Origin of the sequence: Pontibacterium sp. (genome assembly GCF_041587635.1) — a bacterium.
GTDB lineage: Bacteria > Pseudomonadota > Gammaproteobacteria > Pseudomonadales > Balneatricaceae > Pontibacterium.
In genome coordinates this window covers 1-15,247 of sequence record NZ_JBFGYC010000034.1, presented here as the reverse complement: position 1 = coordinate 15,247, position 15,247 = coordinate 1, and the positions used below count along the sequence as shown (strand labels likewise).

11 protein-coding genes are annotated in these 15,247 nt (G+C 53.3%); 5 read left to right on the top strand and 6 right to left on the bottom strand.

From position 1 onward, the window contains the following. The 5 genes from ABYW01_RS03605 to ABYW01_RS03585 all read right to left on the bottom strand — a co-directional run. The coding region (locus ABYW01_RS03605; protein ID WP_372831167.1) for a response regulator transcription factor at positions 1 to 550 on the bottom strand (550 nt) is incomplete at its 3' end. A 71-nt stretch (positions 551 to 621) separates the two neighbouring features. Continuing rightward, entirely contained in the window at positions 622 to 2,184 is a 1,563-nt protein-coding gene (locus ABYW01_RS03600; RefSeq protein WP_372831166.1) for a PAS domain S-box protein, read from the bottom strand. 74 nt (positions 2,185 to 2,258) lie between these two features. After that, positions 2,259 to 3,896 carry an acyl-CoA synthetase gene (locus tag ABYW01_RS03595; protein WP_372831165.1) on the bottom strand — a complete coding sequence of 546 codons (1,638 nt, stop codon included), beginning with the start codon at positions 3,894 to 3,896 and terminating at the stop codon, positions 2,259 to 2,261. 131 nt (positions 3,897 to 4,027) lie between these two features. Beyond that, on the bottom strand, positions 4,028 to 4,573 hold the full coding sequence (locus ABYW01_RS03590) for a hydrolase (protein ID WP_193954710.1): 546 nt from the start codon (positions 4,571 to 4,573) through the stop codon (positions 4,028 to 4,030). Between the two features lie 20 nt (positions 4,574 to 4,593). Continuing rightward, entirely contained in the window at positions 4,594 to 5,028 is a 435-nt protein-coding gene (locus ABYW01_RS03585; RefSeq protein WP_372831164.1) for a MaoC family dehydratase, read from the bottom strand. Positions 5,029 to 5,284: 256 nt separating this feature from the next. On the opposite strand from ABYW01_RS03585, the gene ABYW01_RS03580 reads away from it, so the two are divergent. The 4 genes from ABYW01_RS03580 to ABYW01_RS03565 all read left to right on the top strand — a co-directional run bounded on the left by ABYW01_RS03580 (position 5,285) and on the right by ABYW01_RS03565 (position 10,419). After that, positions 5,285 to 6,661, top strand: a complete 1,377-nt coding sequence (locus ABYW01_RS03580; protein WP_372831163.1) for a malonyl-CoA decarboxylase — start codon at positions 5,285 to 5,287, stop codon at positions 6,659 to 6,661. A gap of 28 nt (positions 6,662 to 6,689) precedes the next feature. Continuing rightward, entirely contained in the window at positions 6,690 to 7,433 is a 744-nt protein-coding gene (phbB, locus tag ABYW01_RS03575) for an acetoacetyl-CoA reductase (RefSeq protein WP_372831162.1), read from the top strand. A gap of 236 nt (positions 7,434 to 7,669) precedes the next feature. Continuing rightward, positions 7,670 to 8,914, top strand: a complete 1,245-nt coding sequence (gene nhaD, locus ABYW01_RS03570; RefSeq protein ID WP_372831161.1) for a sodium:proton antiporter NhaD — start codon at positions 7,670 to 7,672, stop codon at positions 8,912 to 8,914. Positions 8,915 to 9,075: 161 nt separating this feature from the next. Beyond that, the gene (locus tag ABYW01_RS03565) at positions 9,076 to 10,419 is read left to right on the top strand and encodes a DEAD/DEAH box helicase (RefSeq protein WP_372831160.1); all 1,344 of its coding nucleotides are present in this window, start codon (positions 9,076 to 9,078) and stop codon (positions 10,417 to 10,419) included. Positions 10,420 to 10,706: 287 nt separating this feature from the next. On the opposite strand, the gene ABYW01_RS03560 is transcribed toward ABYW01_RS03565, so the two are convergent. Next, on the bottom strand, positions 10,707 to 13,487 hold the full coding sequence (locus ABYW01_RS03560; RefSeq protein WP_372831159.1) for a hypothetical protein: 2,781 nt from the start codon (positions 13,485 to 13,487) through the stop codon (positions 10,707 to 10,709). 616 nt (positions 13,488 to 14,103) lie between these two features. Between ABYW01_RS03560 and ABYW01_RS03555 the strand changes: the two genes are divergently transcribed. Beyond that, positions 14,104 to 15,247 (top strand): ABC transporter substrate-binding protein (locus ABYW01_RS03555; protein ID WP_372831158.1); only part of this gene is annotated, 1,144 nt, incomplete at its 3' end.

The window sequence follows — 15,247 nt, the reverse complement described above, 5'->3', positions numbered from 1 at the left end:
TCATGTTCGCCCGATGACCTTCGATGGTTTTGCGATTGATGTTCAGGCCGTCAGCCATCTCCTGATTGGACATGCCCTGTACCACCCGCTCAAAGACCTGTTTCTCACGTTTGGTCAGGCTGTCATAGCACGCTTGCAACTGCTGTTTTCGGCTGAGGCTTTCACGCAATGCGTGATCCTCCGACAGCGCCCGCTGAACATGATCCAGCAGGGTCTGGTCATTGAAGGGTTTTTCGATGAAGGTCTGTGCGCCCTGCGTCATCGCGGTCACCGCCATATCCACGTTACCGTGGGCGGAGATCATAATCAGGGGGATATCGATCTGGTATTCGGGCAGTTTTTTCTGCGCGCTGATACCACTCAAGCCGGGCATACGCACATCCATGACGATACAACCGCCCTGCCCAGCCGGATAACCATCTAGAAAGGCCTGAGCAGTGCCAAAACTCTCTACCTGCAATCCCACAGATTCCAGCAGCCATTGCAGGGAATCACGCACATCTTCATCGTCATCCACGACATACACGATCTGATCAGGGAAGCTGTCCATCAAGGTTCTCTATCTGACTGAGTTATTAAGCGGTCTTGATCAGGAAAAACGAGCTATTGGACGTGGCGCTATCACGCGCGCGTCAGGCTGAAGCTGAATACTGCACCGCCCATGCGGGCGTTTTCTGCCCACAACTGACCACCGTGCGCTTCCACCAGCGAGCGACTGATCGCCAGCCCCATACCCAAGCCACTGTCTTTAGTGGTAAAGAACTGTTCAAACAGCTGCTCGGTATCGGTCTGAGGTAATCCCCTGCCCTGATCATGCACCTGGATTATAACCTGATCGGCCGCACTCTCTGAAGCGTCGACCCACACCCGCAGTGGCTCGGCCTCCTCGTCACTGGCACTGGCTTCGATGGCATTGAGCAGCAGGTTCAACAGAATCTGTTCGAGCTGAATACGATCAGCCATCACCGCACTCAGATTATCCGGTATCCGGTTCTCCAACTGCACGTTGCTGCGCCCGGCACTGCTGGCGCAAAAATCCATCACCTCAGACACCAGTGCTTTGACCTGTACGGTTTCCCGTTGCGTTTGCCCCTTGCGGGCAAAGTCCATCATCCGGCGGATGATCTCACCGGCACGCAATGCGGTGGCACTGATCCTTTTAAGTGGTTTTTCCAGCGTTGAAACGGCAATCTCATTCTGCTGTCCAACACGACGCTCAATACCGCTGACATAGTTCACAATCGCGGTCAGCGGCTGGTTCAATTCATGCGCCAACCCCGACGCCATTTCACCCATGGTCACCAGACGGCTGGTATGGCTGACCTCCGCCTGATACTGCTGACGCTCGGCTTCCATCGCTTTTTGTGCACTCATATCCCGCGCCACAACAGAGAAGTACTCAATCTGATCAGTAAAGGTACGATGCGCCAACACTTCCAGCATCACCGGAATCGCTTTGCCATCCCGGTCACACATCTCAGCATCGCCACGCCATTGTCCCTCGGTCTCCGCAGTGGGTAACGCCTCATCAAGCAGCTGTTGATAACTTTGCGGATGGAACAGGTCACGCAGGATAAGTGCTCGGTCACTGTTATCCACAACCGGAGCAACCACGCCTAAACGCTCCCGTGCTGCCTCATTCAGGTTGCTCACCCGGTTATCCAGATCAATAAACGCTACCAGATCACTGCTACTCTCAAGCACCCGCGCCAGTCGGCGGTTGGTCTGTTCGGCTTCGATACGGCGACTCGCATCACGCGACACCACTAAGATCTCTTTCAGTTCACCGGTCGCAGGATCACGTAACGAGCGGCTGGTGCTTTCTAACCAGGTATAATGACCATCTTTACAGCGGAAACGGTAGGTGTGGGTGTACAGACCCCGTTCGTAACTGACACTGGGCGAGCGACGTTTAAAGTCTTCCACGTCGTCAGGATGATAAAGCTCATAGGCCGACATGCCGATAATCTCATCCACACTGTAGCCCAGCAGGTTTTCCACAGCCGGAGACGCATAGATAAAATGCCAGTCACCGGGGGTGTGACGGGAGATCATATCGGTCGATTGTTCCGCCATCTCCGCCAACAGCCGGTTGCGTTCGGCATCATCGGTGAGCGCAGAAAGCCCTTCATGTGGGCCGGGTGTGTCCATCGGTTGGATCTCGGTCTGGTAGCTTAATAACATCTGATCGGACCTCCGATGGTACCAGAAAAGGAAACAGCGGACCGGATCTCATCCGGCCCGCTAATGGATCGAGCTTAGGCCAGATCTTTTAGCATGGCGCGCAGCGCAAACTTCTGCACCTTGCCGGTAGAGGTCTTCGGCAACGGCGCAAATACCACCTGCTTCGGACATTTGAAGTGCGCCATGTTGTCACGGGTGAAGTTGATGATCTCCTCCTCCGTGGCGTTGGTGCCCTCCTTCAGCGTCACAAACGCACAGGGCACTTCGCCCCAGTGTTCGTGATGTTTCGCCACCACTGCCGCTTCCATAATCGCCGGATGACGATACAGCGTATCTTCCACCTCAATAGTCGAGATGTTCTCGCCGCCGGAGATGATCACGTCTTTGGAACGGTCTTTTACCTCGATATAACCATCGGCGTGCCACACGGCTAAGTCACCGGTATGGAACCAGCCACCCGCAAACGCCGCATCGGACGCACTGGGATTCTTCAGATAGCCCTGCATGATGTTGTTGCCACGCATAAAGACTTCACCCATGCTCTGGCCATCACGTGGCACCGGCTCCAGTGTCTCAGTATCCGCCACCATCAGCTGCTCCAAGGCCGGAGCACGCACACCCTGCCGCGCCATCTTGGCCGCTTTCTGCTCCAACTCAAGCGCATCCCACTCGTCCTGATGCGCGCAGAACACACTCGGACCGTAAGATTCAGTCAAACCGTAGGCATGCACGACCTTAATGCCGATCTGTTCCATCCCTTCGATGACAGCAGCAGGTGGTGCAGCGCCACCGGTAGTCACTGTCACCGGGTGGTCTACCCGTGCTTTGGCTTCTTCCGATGCGTTGAGCATCATATTCAGAATCACCGGCGCACCACAGAAATGCGTCACACCACAGGCCTGAATCAGCTCAAAGATCTGCTCCGGGTGCGGATGACGCAAGCAGACATGCGTACCCGCGACAGCTGTAACCGACCACGGATAACACCAGCCGTTGCAGTGGAACATGGGTACGATCCAAAGATAGACTGCATGCGGTGGCAGGTTCTGCCCAATGATATTGCTCAGCGCGTTCAGATGTGCGCCACGATGGTGATAAACCACACCTTTCGGATTGCCCGTGGTCCCGGAGGTGTAGTTCAGAGAGATCGCCTGCCACTCATCTTCTGGCGGCTGCCAGTGATCGCTGAGATCCCCCTCTGCCAGCAACTGTTCATAGTTCATCGAACCAATCAGGTCGCCACCGACAAACTGCGGGTCATCCACATCGATCACTAACGGGTCCACACTCGCCATGCGCACGGCTTTGTGCACCACATCGGAGAACTCACGGTCGGTGATCATGACCTTGGCTTCGCCGTGATCCAGCATGAAGGCCACGGTTTCAGAATCGAGGCGGGTATTTTGGGTATTCAGCACGGCACCGGTCATCGGTACGGCAAAGTGCAGCTCCAGCATCTCAGGGATGTTGGGCAACATGACCGCAACGGTATCGCCCTGCCCGATACCACGTTTGCGCAACGCCGACGCGAGACGAATACAGCGTTGATAGGTTTCAGACCAGCTACGGCGGACATCGCCATAGATAACGGCGGTGCGATCGGGATAAACGGACGCGGCCCGTTCGATAAATGACAGTGGGGTCAGTGCCGCATAGTTCGCAGCATTTTTTTCCAAGCCCAGGCTGTACGGATTGTTATTGTTATTCTCCATACTACTACCTAATTGTTGTTTGGTTTCGCGATGTTCCCAAGTACCGGGAACAATAGAATGATCCCGGCCAAAGTCACCAAACAGCAATACAACAGGCGACCCAGGCCCGGACAGATCAGACTCAGCGGGGTTTAACGCAGGAACTTCTTACTGAAGTCTTTGAACTGTGGCGCATCTGAACGACCGATCCACTCGAAACCGACCATTTCACGCGTCACCATCTTCACGCCTTCTTCACGCATACGCTCAATCGCGGCCGCCGTGTCATTCGGGTTACGCGCAGAAATTGCATCGCTCACCACATAAACCTGCTTACCTTGCGCTTGCAGGCGCAATGCGGTCTGCATCACACAGACATGGGCTTCCATACCACAGATCACGATCTGCTCGCGGTCCAGCGCTTCGATGCGTGCGTTCACTTCCGGTGCATCGGCACAGGAGAAGTGGGTTTTACCGACAAAATCTTCCGCCGGCAGCATGTCACGCAGCGTACCGATGGTTGGTCCCACACCCTGAGGGTACTGCTCAGATCCCAGTACCGGCACGTCCATCAACTGTGCAACGCCCATCAGCCATTCACAGCTGTTGACCAGCATTTCATTGTCGAACACGCCCGGCAGCAGCTTTTCCTGTACGTCGATCACCAGCAGTGCTGATTTGTTTGCTTCGATTAACATCTTGATTCTCCAGCAATAACTTACTCAGTAGGGCGACGATCAACCATGTTGGTTGCCACACCTTCAGCGACAACTTTATCGCCCACCTTACAGATCGTTTCCATCTTCACGCGACGACGCTTTTCATCGATTTCCAGAATCTTGGCACTGGCCGTCACCGTATCACCGATATGCACCGGTGCTTTGAACTTGAGCTGCTGGTCGATGTAGATCGCACCCGGTCCCGGCATACGTGTGCCCAGTACAGCAGAGATGAGACCGGCGCTGAACATACCGTGCACAATGCGCTGTTCAAACATCGTCTGCGCGGCGTATTCCGCATTGATATGCACCGGGTTGTCGTCACCGGTAATACCTGCAAACAGCACAACGTCTGCTTCAGTGATGGTTTTCGCGTAGCTCGCGGTTTGACCTATTTCCAGATCTTCCAGATAAAAACCGTGCAAATCCTGCATCTATCGTTCCTCTCAATATGTCCAGATATCTCAATGATTTCATCTACCCCTGTTTCCGGGGTTTTTTGTCTCGGTGTAGCTCGCACCAAACAGCTCAATTGGTGCCGAATTAACCAAACAATAATCTTTCCAAACACAAAAACCAAGTATTAACCCTTGGTTTTTTGAAATTTCTTTGATAGCTTTCCCTCAACCCGACGCTGTTCAATCCATAATCAAAGACAGGGTTATGAACAGCACACACAGGAGAAGCACCATGCCCAGCCAGATCAGCACGAGTATTCTTGATCGCACTCTGAATCACCTGAAAAAAGCCTGGCATGACCTTTCAGTGGATCGTTTGAAAGACACGCTGGAGTTATCACCGGAGCTCACCGAGAAGGATCACGCATTGCTGCGCCAGTGGATGGACAGCTGCCTGACCAACACCGGCGGTGAAGTGGCCGCACGTCGACGCGCGGCCCAACTGGGTGAAAACTATCTGGCACTGAACGCCGAGGGACGAAAGAAGTTCCTGCTGTTGCTGAACCAGCATTACGACGTGGACAACAATGCGGTTGAGCAAGCGATCGAGGCCTGGCGTCATGCCGATGACGACACCCGCGCCGCAGCCCGCGTCCAGTTGCGAGACACCCTCGATCCTCCCCGTGTGAAACTCCTGGCTCAGTTCACGGAGTTGCCTGAAGGGGTGAAGTTTTTGGTCGATATGCGCGCTGAACTGCTGGCACTGAAACGGGAAGAACCCGAGCTGGCACCGCTGGAATCGGATATGAAACGCCTGCTGGCGAACTGGTTTGATATCGGCCTGTTGCAGCTTGAACGGATCAGTTGGCAATCCAGCGCTCAACTGCTGGAAAAGCTGATCGCTTATGAGGCCGTACATGCCATCCAGAGCTGGGATGACCTGAAAAACCGTCTGGACTCAGATCGCCGCTGTTTTGCGTTTTTTCACCCTAATATGCCGCAAGAACCGCTTATTTTTGTCGAAGTTGCGCTGGTCAAAGGGCTGGCGGATAACGTACAAAAGCTGCTGGATGAAGACGCCCCGATTCTGGATCTGAAGGAAGCCGATACTGCCATCTTCTATTCCATCTCCAATGCTCAGAAAGGATTAGCAGGGATCAGTTTTGGTAACTTCCTGATCAAACGTGTCGTCGCCGAACTTCAACACGATTTCCCGGCGCTGAAACGGTTCTCCACACTCTCCCCAATCCCCGGTTTCCAGCGCTGGCTCAACAAACAGACCAACGCGGATCTGGAAACACTGCCGGGTGGGAAAAACTGGCTACAGATCGCCGAACCGCGTTTACCCGAGGGGTGGCATCTGGACGAAGAGGTGGCTGAAAAACGCCGCGAACCTCTGTTGCAGCTGGCCGCACACTATCTCACCGTTGAGAAACGCCGCGGCATAACCGCACTGGACCCTGTCGCGCATTTCCATCTCAGTAATGGCGCTGAAGTGGCCCAGCTCAACTGGCTGGCCGACAACTCCGATAACGGTCTGAAACAAGCAGCAGGTCTGATGGTGAACTACCTCTACGACCTGCCCCATATCGAATCTCGCAGTCAGGATTACAGCGCACAGGCCTCCATTGCCCAGTCCGCCAAGATCAAAGCACTGTGTAAACACTAACAAAAATAAAAACTTGAAGGAGAAAACTATGACTCAACGTGTTGCCGTTGTAACCGGTGCTCAGGGTGGTCTGGGCGAAAGCATGTGTAAAGCGATGTGTGATCAGGACCGTCGTGTTGTCGGCAGTTACCTGCCGGGCGCTGAAGCCGAAGCACAGAGCTGGCAAGCCGATATGAAAGCGGCCGGCTATGACGTTGCGATCTACCCTCTGGATGTCACCGATTATGATCACTGCAGCAGCTTTATCGCTAAAGTTGAAGAGGAAGTGGGGCCGATTGAAATTCTGGTCAACAACGCCGGCATTACCCGCGATGGTCCGCTGAAACGCCTGAAGCCTGAACAGTGGCAGGCGGTACTGCGCACCAATCTGGATTCCATGTACAACATGTGTCAGCCGTTATTTGATGCCATGTGTGGCCGCGGTTTCGGTCGTATCGTTAATATCTCCTCGCTGAACGGTGAAAAAGGCCAGTTCGGACAGGCGAACTATTCCGCAGCTAAAGCCGGTATTTACGGCTTCACCAAAGCGATCGCTCAGGAAGGCGCGCGTAAAGGTGTCACCGTCAACGCGGTGTCTCCGGGATACATCGATACGCCGATGGTGCGTCAGGTACCGGAAAACGTGCTCAATGCGATCGTTGATGGCATCCCGGTCGGCCGCCTCGGCCAGCCTGAAGAGATCGCCCGTGCCGTGGCGTTTCTGACGGCTGAAGATGCAGGCTTTATCACCGGCACCAATCTGTCCGTAAATGGCGGCCAGTACATGAGCTAATGGCTCCTGAATTAGTCGCTTATCTTTACACCTTTGGCGCTAAACCCTAGGTATAAAGATATTCACAAACACCCGGAACGCCCCACTTTGAGGCCATCCGGGTGTTTTATTTACCCGACGTTTGATCAAGTACAATTCGCGAACCATACACTATACTCGCCCCCAAACTCACCGGGCGACCGTCTCTTATCAAGCCTCGTGTTCAGTCTGTTTCATGACTTCGGAGCACAGTACACATGCACACCCTGCTATTATCCCTGATCGCCCTAGCCTTCGTAATGATCGTGATCGAAGACCTCGTTCATATCAATAAGGCCAAATCCACCCTGTTTATTGGCACGCTTGTCTGGATATTGGCATTTGTCTTTCCAGAAGACGGCGTACATGCACAGGAGATACAACACCGACTGAATGAGAACCTGCTGGAGATTGCCACGCTGTGGCTGTTCCTGATGGCCGCGATGACCTATGTGGCCTATCTCAACCAGAAAGGACTGATCACCCAACTGGTCTATCGGATGTTGCCCGAGCAACTGACACAACGGCAGCTGATGGGCATGATGGCGTTGCTGGCCCTGCTGTTCTCTTCGCTGGCCGATAACATCACCGCCTCGCTGATTATGCTGTCGTTACTGGCATCCCTCGATCTGGAGAAAAAAGATATTCTGAAGTTTGCCACACTGCTGGTGTTTGCAGTGAACTCCGGCGGTGTCGCGTTGATTACGGGTGATGTCACCACCCTGATGATCTTCCTCGCAGGTAAGGTCTCAATTACCGACCTCTTTCTGTTGGTCCCGCCAGCGCTGGTTGGTATTGCGGTACTGGTCCTCTGCCTTATCCCCGGTGGTAATCAAACCCTGACGTTGCCGCGTTTTCGTCGTCCGATCGATGGCAGTGACAAAATTATCGGCCTGCTGTTTCTGGTCACCATCCTCTCAACACTGAGTCTGAGTGTACTGTTTCAGGTGCCACCGCTGCTGACGTTCCTGTTTGGCCTGTCAGTAATGTTTCTGGTGCACCAGTTCCTCAACCGGAAAGCTGAAGAGCAACACAATATCCTCGAATATATCCGCGAAATTGAGTTTGATACTCTGCTGTTCTTCCTCGGTGTGCTGCTATTGGTCGGTATGCTCAAAGAGCTGTCAGTACTGGACCAGTTGCCCTATTTGTACGAAGTCTTGCCGACGGTCTTTGCCAATTACCTGGTCGGACTGCTGTCTGCTCTGGTTGATAATGTGCCGCTCACCGCTGCAATCCTGAAATCCGGTGTCGTGATGGATAAATCTGAATGGCTCGGACTGACATACGCAACCGGTGTCGGCGGTTCTATTCTGGTGATTGGGTCAGCCGCAGGCGTGATTGCCATGAGTAAACTGAGTGAGCTGACGTTCATTAGCTATCTGCGCTTCTTTCACTGGTTACTGGTGGCTTATACCGCCGGTTATCTCGCGGTGCTCTTCATCGGCAATATGCTGAATTAATACGTTGCGGGTTTAGGCGTTATCAGTCAGCGCCTAAACCCGCCGATCCCAAATCTCTATCGCCCCTCTCCATGTGTGTTTCAGTGCTGAAAAGTCGCGCCTCAAGCCACATTCCGGTAAGCTTCCTCTCTGTTTTTCCTCTCTTTGCAAATCAGGTCTCTATGTCTACTTTTACCTCCCTTGGCTTATCAGACGCGCTGGTTCAAGCGCTGGATACGTTGAACTACCGTAAGGCGACACCGATTCAGTCGCAGGCCATCCCGGAAGTACTGGCCGGTAAGGACCTGATGGCAGAAGCACAGACAGGCACCGGCAAAACCGCTGCCTTTGCACTGCCGATTCTGCAGATGTTAGACGCACAAGAGATAGACGCAGACGTACGCCCGCCACGTGCTTTGGTGCTGGTACCCACCCGCGAGCTGGCAGTACAAGTCACCGACAGCTTCTACAACTACGGTGAACATCTGGGTCAGCGCATTATTCCGGTCTACGGTGGCGTACGGGTCGACAACCAGATCAAACGTCTGAAACGCGGCGCAGACATCATCGTCGCCACCCCCGGGCGTTTGCTGGATCTGCTGGAACGCGAGATTTTCAGCCTCGATAGTGTACAGACGCTGGTACTGGATGAAGCCGACCGCATGCTGGATCTCGGTTTTAGCCGGGAGATCGACAAACTGATGCGGCAGATGCCGAAGCAACGCCAGACACTGCTTTTTTCGGCCACCATTGCCGACAATATCGACGAGCTGTCCCATAAGATCCTCACCAAGCCGGTGCAGATCAGCGTGACTAAGCGCAATTCGACGGCAGCCACGGTTCAGCAGATGGCGTATCGGGTCGATGGTCAGGACAAAGCCGACACCCTGAGTTACATGATTCAGGGTGGGCAGTGGAAGCAAGTTCTGGTGTTTACCCGCACCAAACGCCGTGCCGATATTCTCACCGCACACTTGCTGGAGGAGGGGATCAGTGCCGCAGCCATTCACGGCGATAAAGGCCAGCGTGCACGCACGCAGGCACTGGCCGACTTTAAACAGAACAAAGTCCGTATTCTGGTGGCAACGGATGTCGCGGCACGCGGACTGGATATCGATGCCTTACCGCGGGTGGTGAACTTTGACCTGCCCAACGTACCGGAAGCTTATGTGCACCGTATCGGGCGCACCGGACGGGCGGGCAGCAGTGGTCAGGCCATTTCACTGGTGGCACCGGACGAGAAGGGGTATTTGGCGGCGATTGAAGCGCTGATCAAGCGACCATTGAAGCTCAAGCCTGTGCCGTTTTATGAAGACGGCAGCACCGACCCGATTGAGGCTGAAGACACGCCAAACCGCTCGCGCCGTAAGAAACCGCAAAAAGCCGCGGCTAAACCGGCGAAAAAACCAACCGCCGCCCAACTTGCACGCAAAAAAGCTGAAGAAGAGGCGGATCGGGAAAGCGACGCAAGACCCAGCCTGCGACCGTCATTTATGTCGTCGCCGCCGAAGAAAAAGCGCAAATAATTCACCATAAGCACAGGCCGCTCATCGGCGCATTGGGCTACAAGCAGATAGGGAAAGCGAGGAAAGGGTAGGGCAGGGATTGCACTCTGTAGATCAATTCTACTGGGTATAAAACTGTCGCCGCATCGCCTGTGTATAACATCTGCAACATAGACATCAACAACCATCCACAGCATACCGCGTGGGATAATTTGTTATACACAAGCGCTCATAAAAAAAGGCTATCCCAGTGGATAGCCTTAGTGAAAGCCCTGTGTGTGGATAACTTAATCCAGAGTTAAACCGGGTTAGAAGTTATCCGGTAAGATATTGGAATAGTTAGATAAAACATCCAGCTCTTCTTCAACGATCACAATCCCCGCGCCGTTGCTGAAACTCACGGCATCAACACCGTTCACCGCTGTATCCGCACCTTGCACCCAGCCACCCCCCAGCAACAGCACTTTGTCAGTGTCATCACCGGTCACCACCAACGTATTGTCGCCATCCGTCAGATCCAGCAGTGCATCAAGAGTCACCGCAACCTGCGTGGCATGGGAGCCATCCAGTGCCAGCATGTCGAGATCGCTGACTTCACCATCAAGGCTGGAAAGATGGAAAGACTGATCCGTCGCTACCGTGGTATTGCCCAAACCATCGACCGTGATCGTCGCGGGCTGCGGAGCCGCCGTCGCCACACTGGATGTTTCTGCGTTAAGGCCCGTGACAGAGGAGAACATCTGCATATGGTGACCGGTACTGTTCACCTGAAACTCGTCACCCACCGTGTTGCCGTCGGCATCGTAACGCTGACCAAAAATACCTTCCTCAGAGCCATCCTGACGATCGGACGTCCAGGTCACCACAAAACCGCCATCAGACAAAGCACTGATGTCAGCCTGCTCCTGATCTCGGGCGGTATGCGTGTTCACTAAGAATTGCACGCCCTGTGTGTCACCGTTTTCGTCAAACATCTGGGCATACACCCCTGAACGGTCACCATCTTCACCATAGAAAGAGTTCCAGGCGATGACAAATCCACCACTGTCCAAACCGGTTACTACGGGTTCAGACTGATAGCCCCGGGTCGTCGTGTTGACGATAAATTCGGCATCGACCTTGTTGCCATTCACATCAAAACGCTGCGCATAGACACCCGTTTGAGAGCCATCCTGACGATCAGACGACCAGGAGATGACAAAACCGCCGTCACTCAACGCTGCAATATCAGAGTGGTTCTGGTTGTTCCATATATGGGTATTCGCCTGAAACTCCGTACCCACCTGATTGCCATCCGTATCAAATCGCTGACCGTAGATGCCGTCACCACGGCCATCCTGTCCATATGAGGTCCAGGTCACCACATAACCGCCGTCGGCCAATGCCGTCACGGTCGATTCATCCTGTTGCAGGAACGTATGGGTATTGATCTGGTACTCGTTCCCCACCTGATTACCCGCCGCGTCAAAGTTCTGCCCGAAGACACCGTATCCGCGACCGTCCTGCGCATACGAGGACCAGGTCACAACAAAGCCGCCGTTTTCCAGTCCGGTGACCGCAGGCTCGTACTGAATACCCTTAGTAAAACTGTTGATCTGGAACTCACCGCCCATCGCCTCGCCCTGAGCGTTATAGCGCTGACCAAAAATTCCTTCGTCGCCACCATCCTGCTCATTGGACACCCAGGTAATAACAAAACCGCCGTCATTCAGGGCACTGATCTGTGGCGCACTCTGGTTTCCGTAGTCGAAGGTGCTGACCTGAAACTCGCCGCCTTGTGCGTTACCATCTTTATCGAAGCGTTGTGCGTAAACCGCCCAGTCTTCATTGCCATCCTGACGGAATGACAACCAGGTCACCACAAAACCCGCATCAACCGCACCACTACCGCCACTGCCCGGCCGTATCAAGTTAAAAGCGCCGACACTGGAGTCCTCCTGCACATGGGTGAACGTTGTATTCACCTGGAACTCATTGCCAATTGGCTGCGCATTCTGATCCAGTAACTGCCCGAAGATACCGTTGGCATGACCGTCCTGTTCGTCCGAGGTCCAGGTCACCACAACGCCACCGTTCTCAGTGGCACTGATGGCGGGTTCATATTGCTCTGCGTGGGTTTCAGTGTTTACCCTAAACTCGTTGCCTACCGGATCGTTGTTGTCATCAAACTTCTGCGCGTAGATGCCCCAGCGGTCTCCGTCCTGATCTGCCGAAGCCCACGCCACGATATAACCACCATCGCCGGTTGCCGCGACAACAGGCGAGCGCTGAATATCGGCATCGTGACTGTTGATTTTGAACTCAGCGCCGACAGGATCGGAATTGGCGTCATAGCGCTGACCATAAATATCATCGCGCAGAATCGCGTCCAGACCACCCTGCCCATAAGAGGACCACACGACGACATAGCCACCATCATCCAACCGGGTTACGGAGGACTTAGCCTGATTGTTGGTTTCATAGGTATTCACGCGAAACTCAGCGCCGTCTGGCAGGTTGTTTTCATCGTAACGCTGAGAAAATACGCCCCAGCCTTTGCCATCCTGACCGTAGGAGGTCCACGTCACCAGATAGCCACCATCATTCATGGCGGTAACTTGAGAATCGAACTGCTGGTTGTAGTTCTCGGAATTAACTTTGTATTCGGTGGCTTCGGCCGCAACACCATCGTTATCATAGCGCTGGGCATAGAGGTTATAGTTGGAGGTGCTGCCGTCGTAAGCCGTCCAACTGACCACATAACCGCCGTCATCAAGGCCTGTTACGTGGGGTTTGTACTGGATACCGGTATTTTGGTCGTTAACCTGAAATTCGCCACCGACTGTATTGCCATCAGCATCATAGCGCTGAGCAAACACCCCTTCATCTGAGCCATCCGCATCGCTGTCTACCCAGGTAACGATGAAACCACCATCCAGCAGCATGGCAACGGTTGGATCTGACTGGTTATTGGCCGTGGTGCTATTGACCTGAAATTCAGCGCCCAGAGCCTGTCCGCTTTCGTTAAAACGCTGGGCAAATACGCCCCAGTTATCTCCATCCTGCTTATAGGATACCCAAGTGCTTACAAATGCGGTCTCGGTACTCATGAACCCATCCCTGGAAATTGGCGGAAAATGCGAGTGATAACGCTGACTGACGCTTTACGAATCGTTCGGAGAGGAACTCATCATCGCGGCCAACAGCAATACAATGGATTGGATGATAATCCACCAACTGACAGGCGGATACTACGAGTAGTTGGGGCAATTATTGAACAACCCGTTTTTCTTTGATCCGAGACAAACAAGCGTTTTAACTGGCTAACAGGGCGACTACAGCTTTCAGTAGGGCGTTATTGGTGTCCTCAGATCATCGAACATCCCAAAAATTGAGCTTTCATTAAATAACTTACCTCATCCAGCCGATAACCCGGTTCAGAGCCTGTAATTTCGGTCTACGCTAAATACGAACAACATAACTCACACGGTTTCAGATGAGAGTGAAGTATTTGCATAACATGCTAATTCCCGCGATCTGCTTGTCCATAAAAACGGACGTTCTCTGCGCAAAAGAAGATTTCGTTACATGAGATGGATACTGCTTATACTCTGCACATTGTGCAGTTTTGGCCTGTATGCTGATCAGAGTCGCGGAGGTCAAAAGTCGACGCCGATCTCTCTACAACTATTGTGGAAAAACCAGTTCCAGTTCGCCGGCTATTACATGGCAAAGGAGAAGGGATTCTACAAAGAGGTGGGGTTGGATGTAGATATTCGTGAATTTGATCATTCAACCGATCTGGTCGGCGATGTTCTGTCAGGCAAATCAGACTTTGCCGTAGGCCGTTCCTCACTGATGATCGAGAAAGCCGCAGGCCACGACATTGTGGCGCTGTTTGCTGCGTTTCAACAATCCCCCCTGATGTTGCTCAGCAAAGCTGACCGCAATATCAACACCCCAAAAGACCTGAAAGGTCATCGCATTATGCTGACGCAGGATGCCGAGCAAGTCGCGGAAGTTCTGGCAATGTTATTACAAGCAGGCTTACGTGACAGTGACTACGAACATCAGCCACACAGCTTCAATCTGCAAGATCTGATCGATGACAAAACCGATGCCATGGGGTCTTATCTTTCGAACGAACCCTATCAGCTACAACAGCTGGGGATTCCCTATACCATCATCCATCCGGCCGACTACGGCTTTGATATGTATGCAGATATCCTGTTTACCTCACGTCGGATGGTCAATGAACGTCCGGGCATCACCCACCGGTTTTATGAGGCATCCATCAGGGGCTGGCGCTATGCATTTGAGCATATTCAGGAAACTGCGGCGCTTATTCACGCCCGATACAACAGTCAGCAACGTAGCGTAGAAGCGCTGGAATTTGAGGGTAGGGCGTTAAAAGCCCTCGCGTTTGATGATCAAGGCCAATTCGGTACGCTATCGCAGAAGAAGTTTGATGGGATGGCAAAGCTGTACCTAATCACTGGCGCACTGGAGCCCAACTACGATATTCGCGATTTCATCTATCAGCCTGAGGGGCTGAGGCTATCACTACGGGAACGTCAATATCTTTCCCGGCTCAACAATATTACGCTCTGTGCATATAGCAATTGGATGCCGTATGAAGGCATTACAGACAATCTCTATCAGGGGTTGGTCGCCGATTACATGACGCTGCTGGCACAAAAGCTCAATGTCACGCTCACGGTCATGCCAACCGATTCCGCTGCGCAAACACTGAATATGATGCGCTCCGGTTTGTGTGATCTGGTACCTGCGGCCATGGCAACACCAAAAGGCGGTCGGTATCTGGCATTCTCAACACCCTACCTGAGTATGCCCGCCGTCGTTGCGGTAC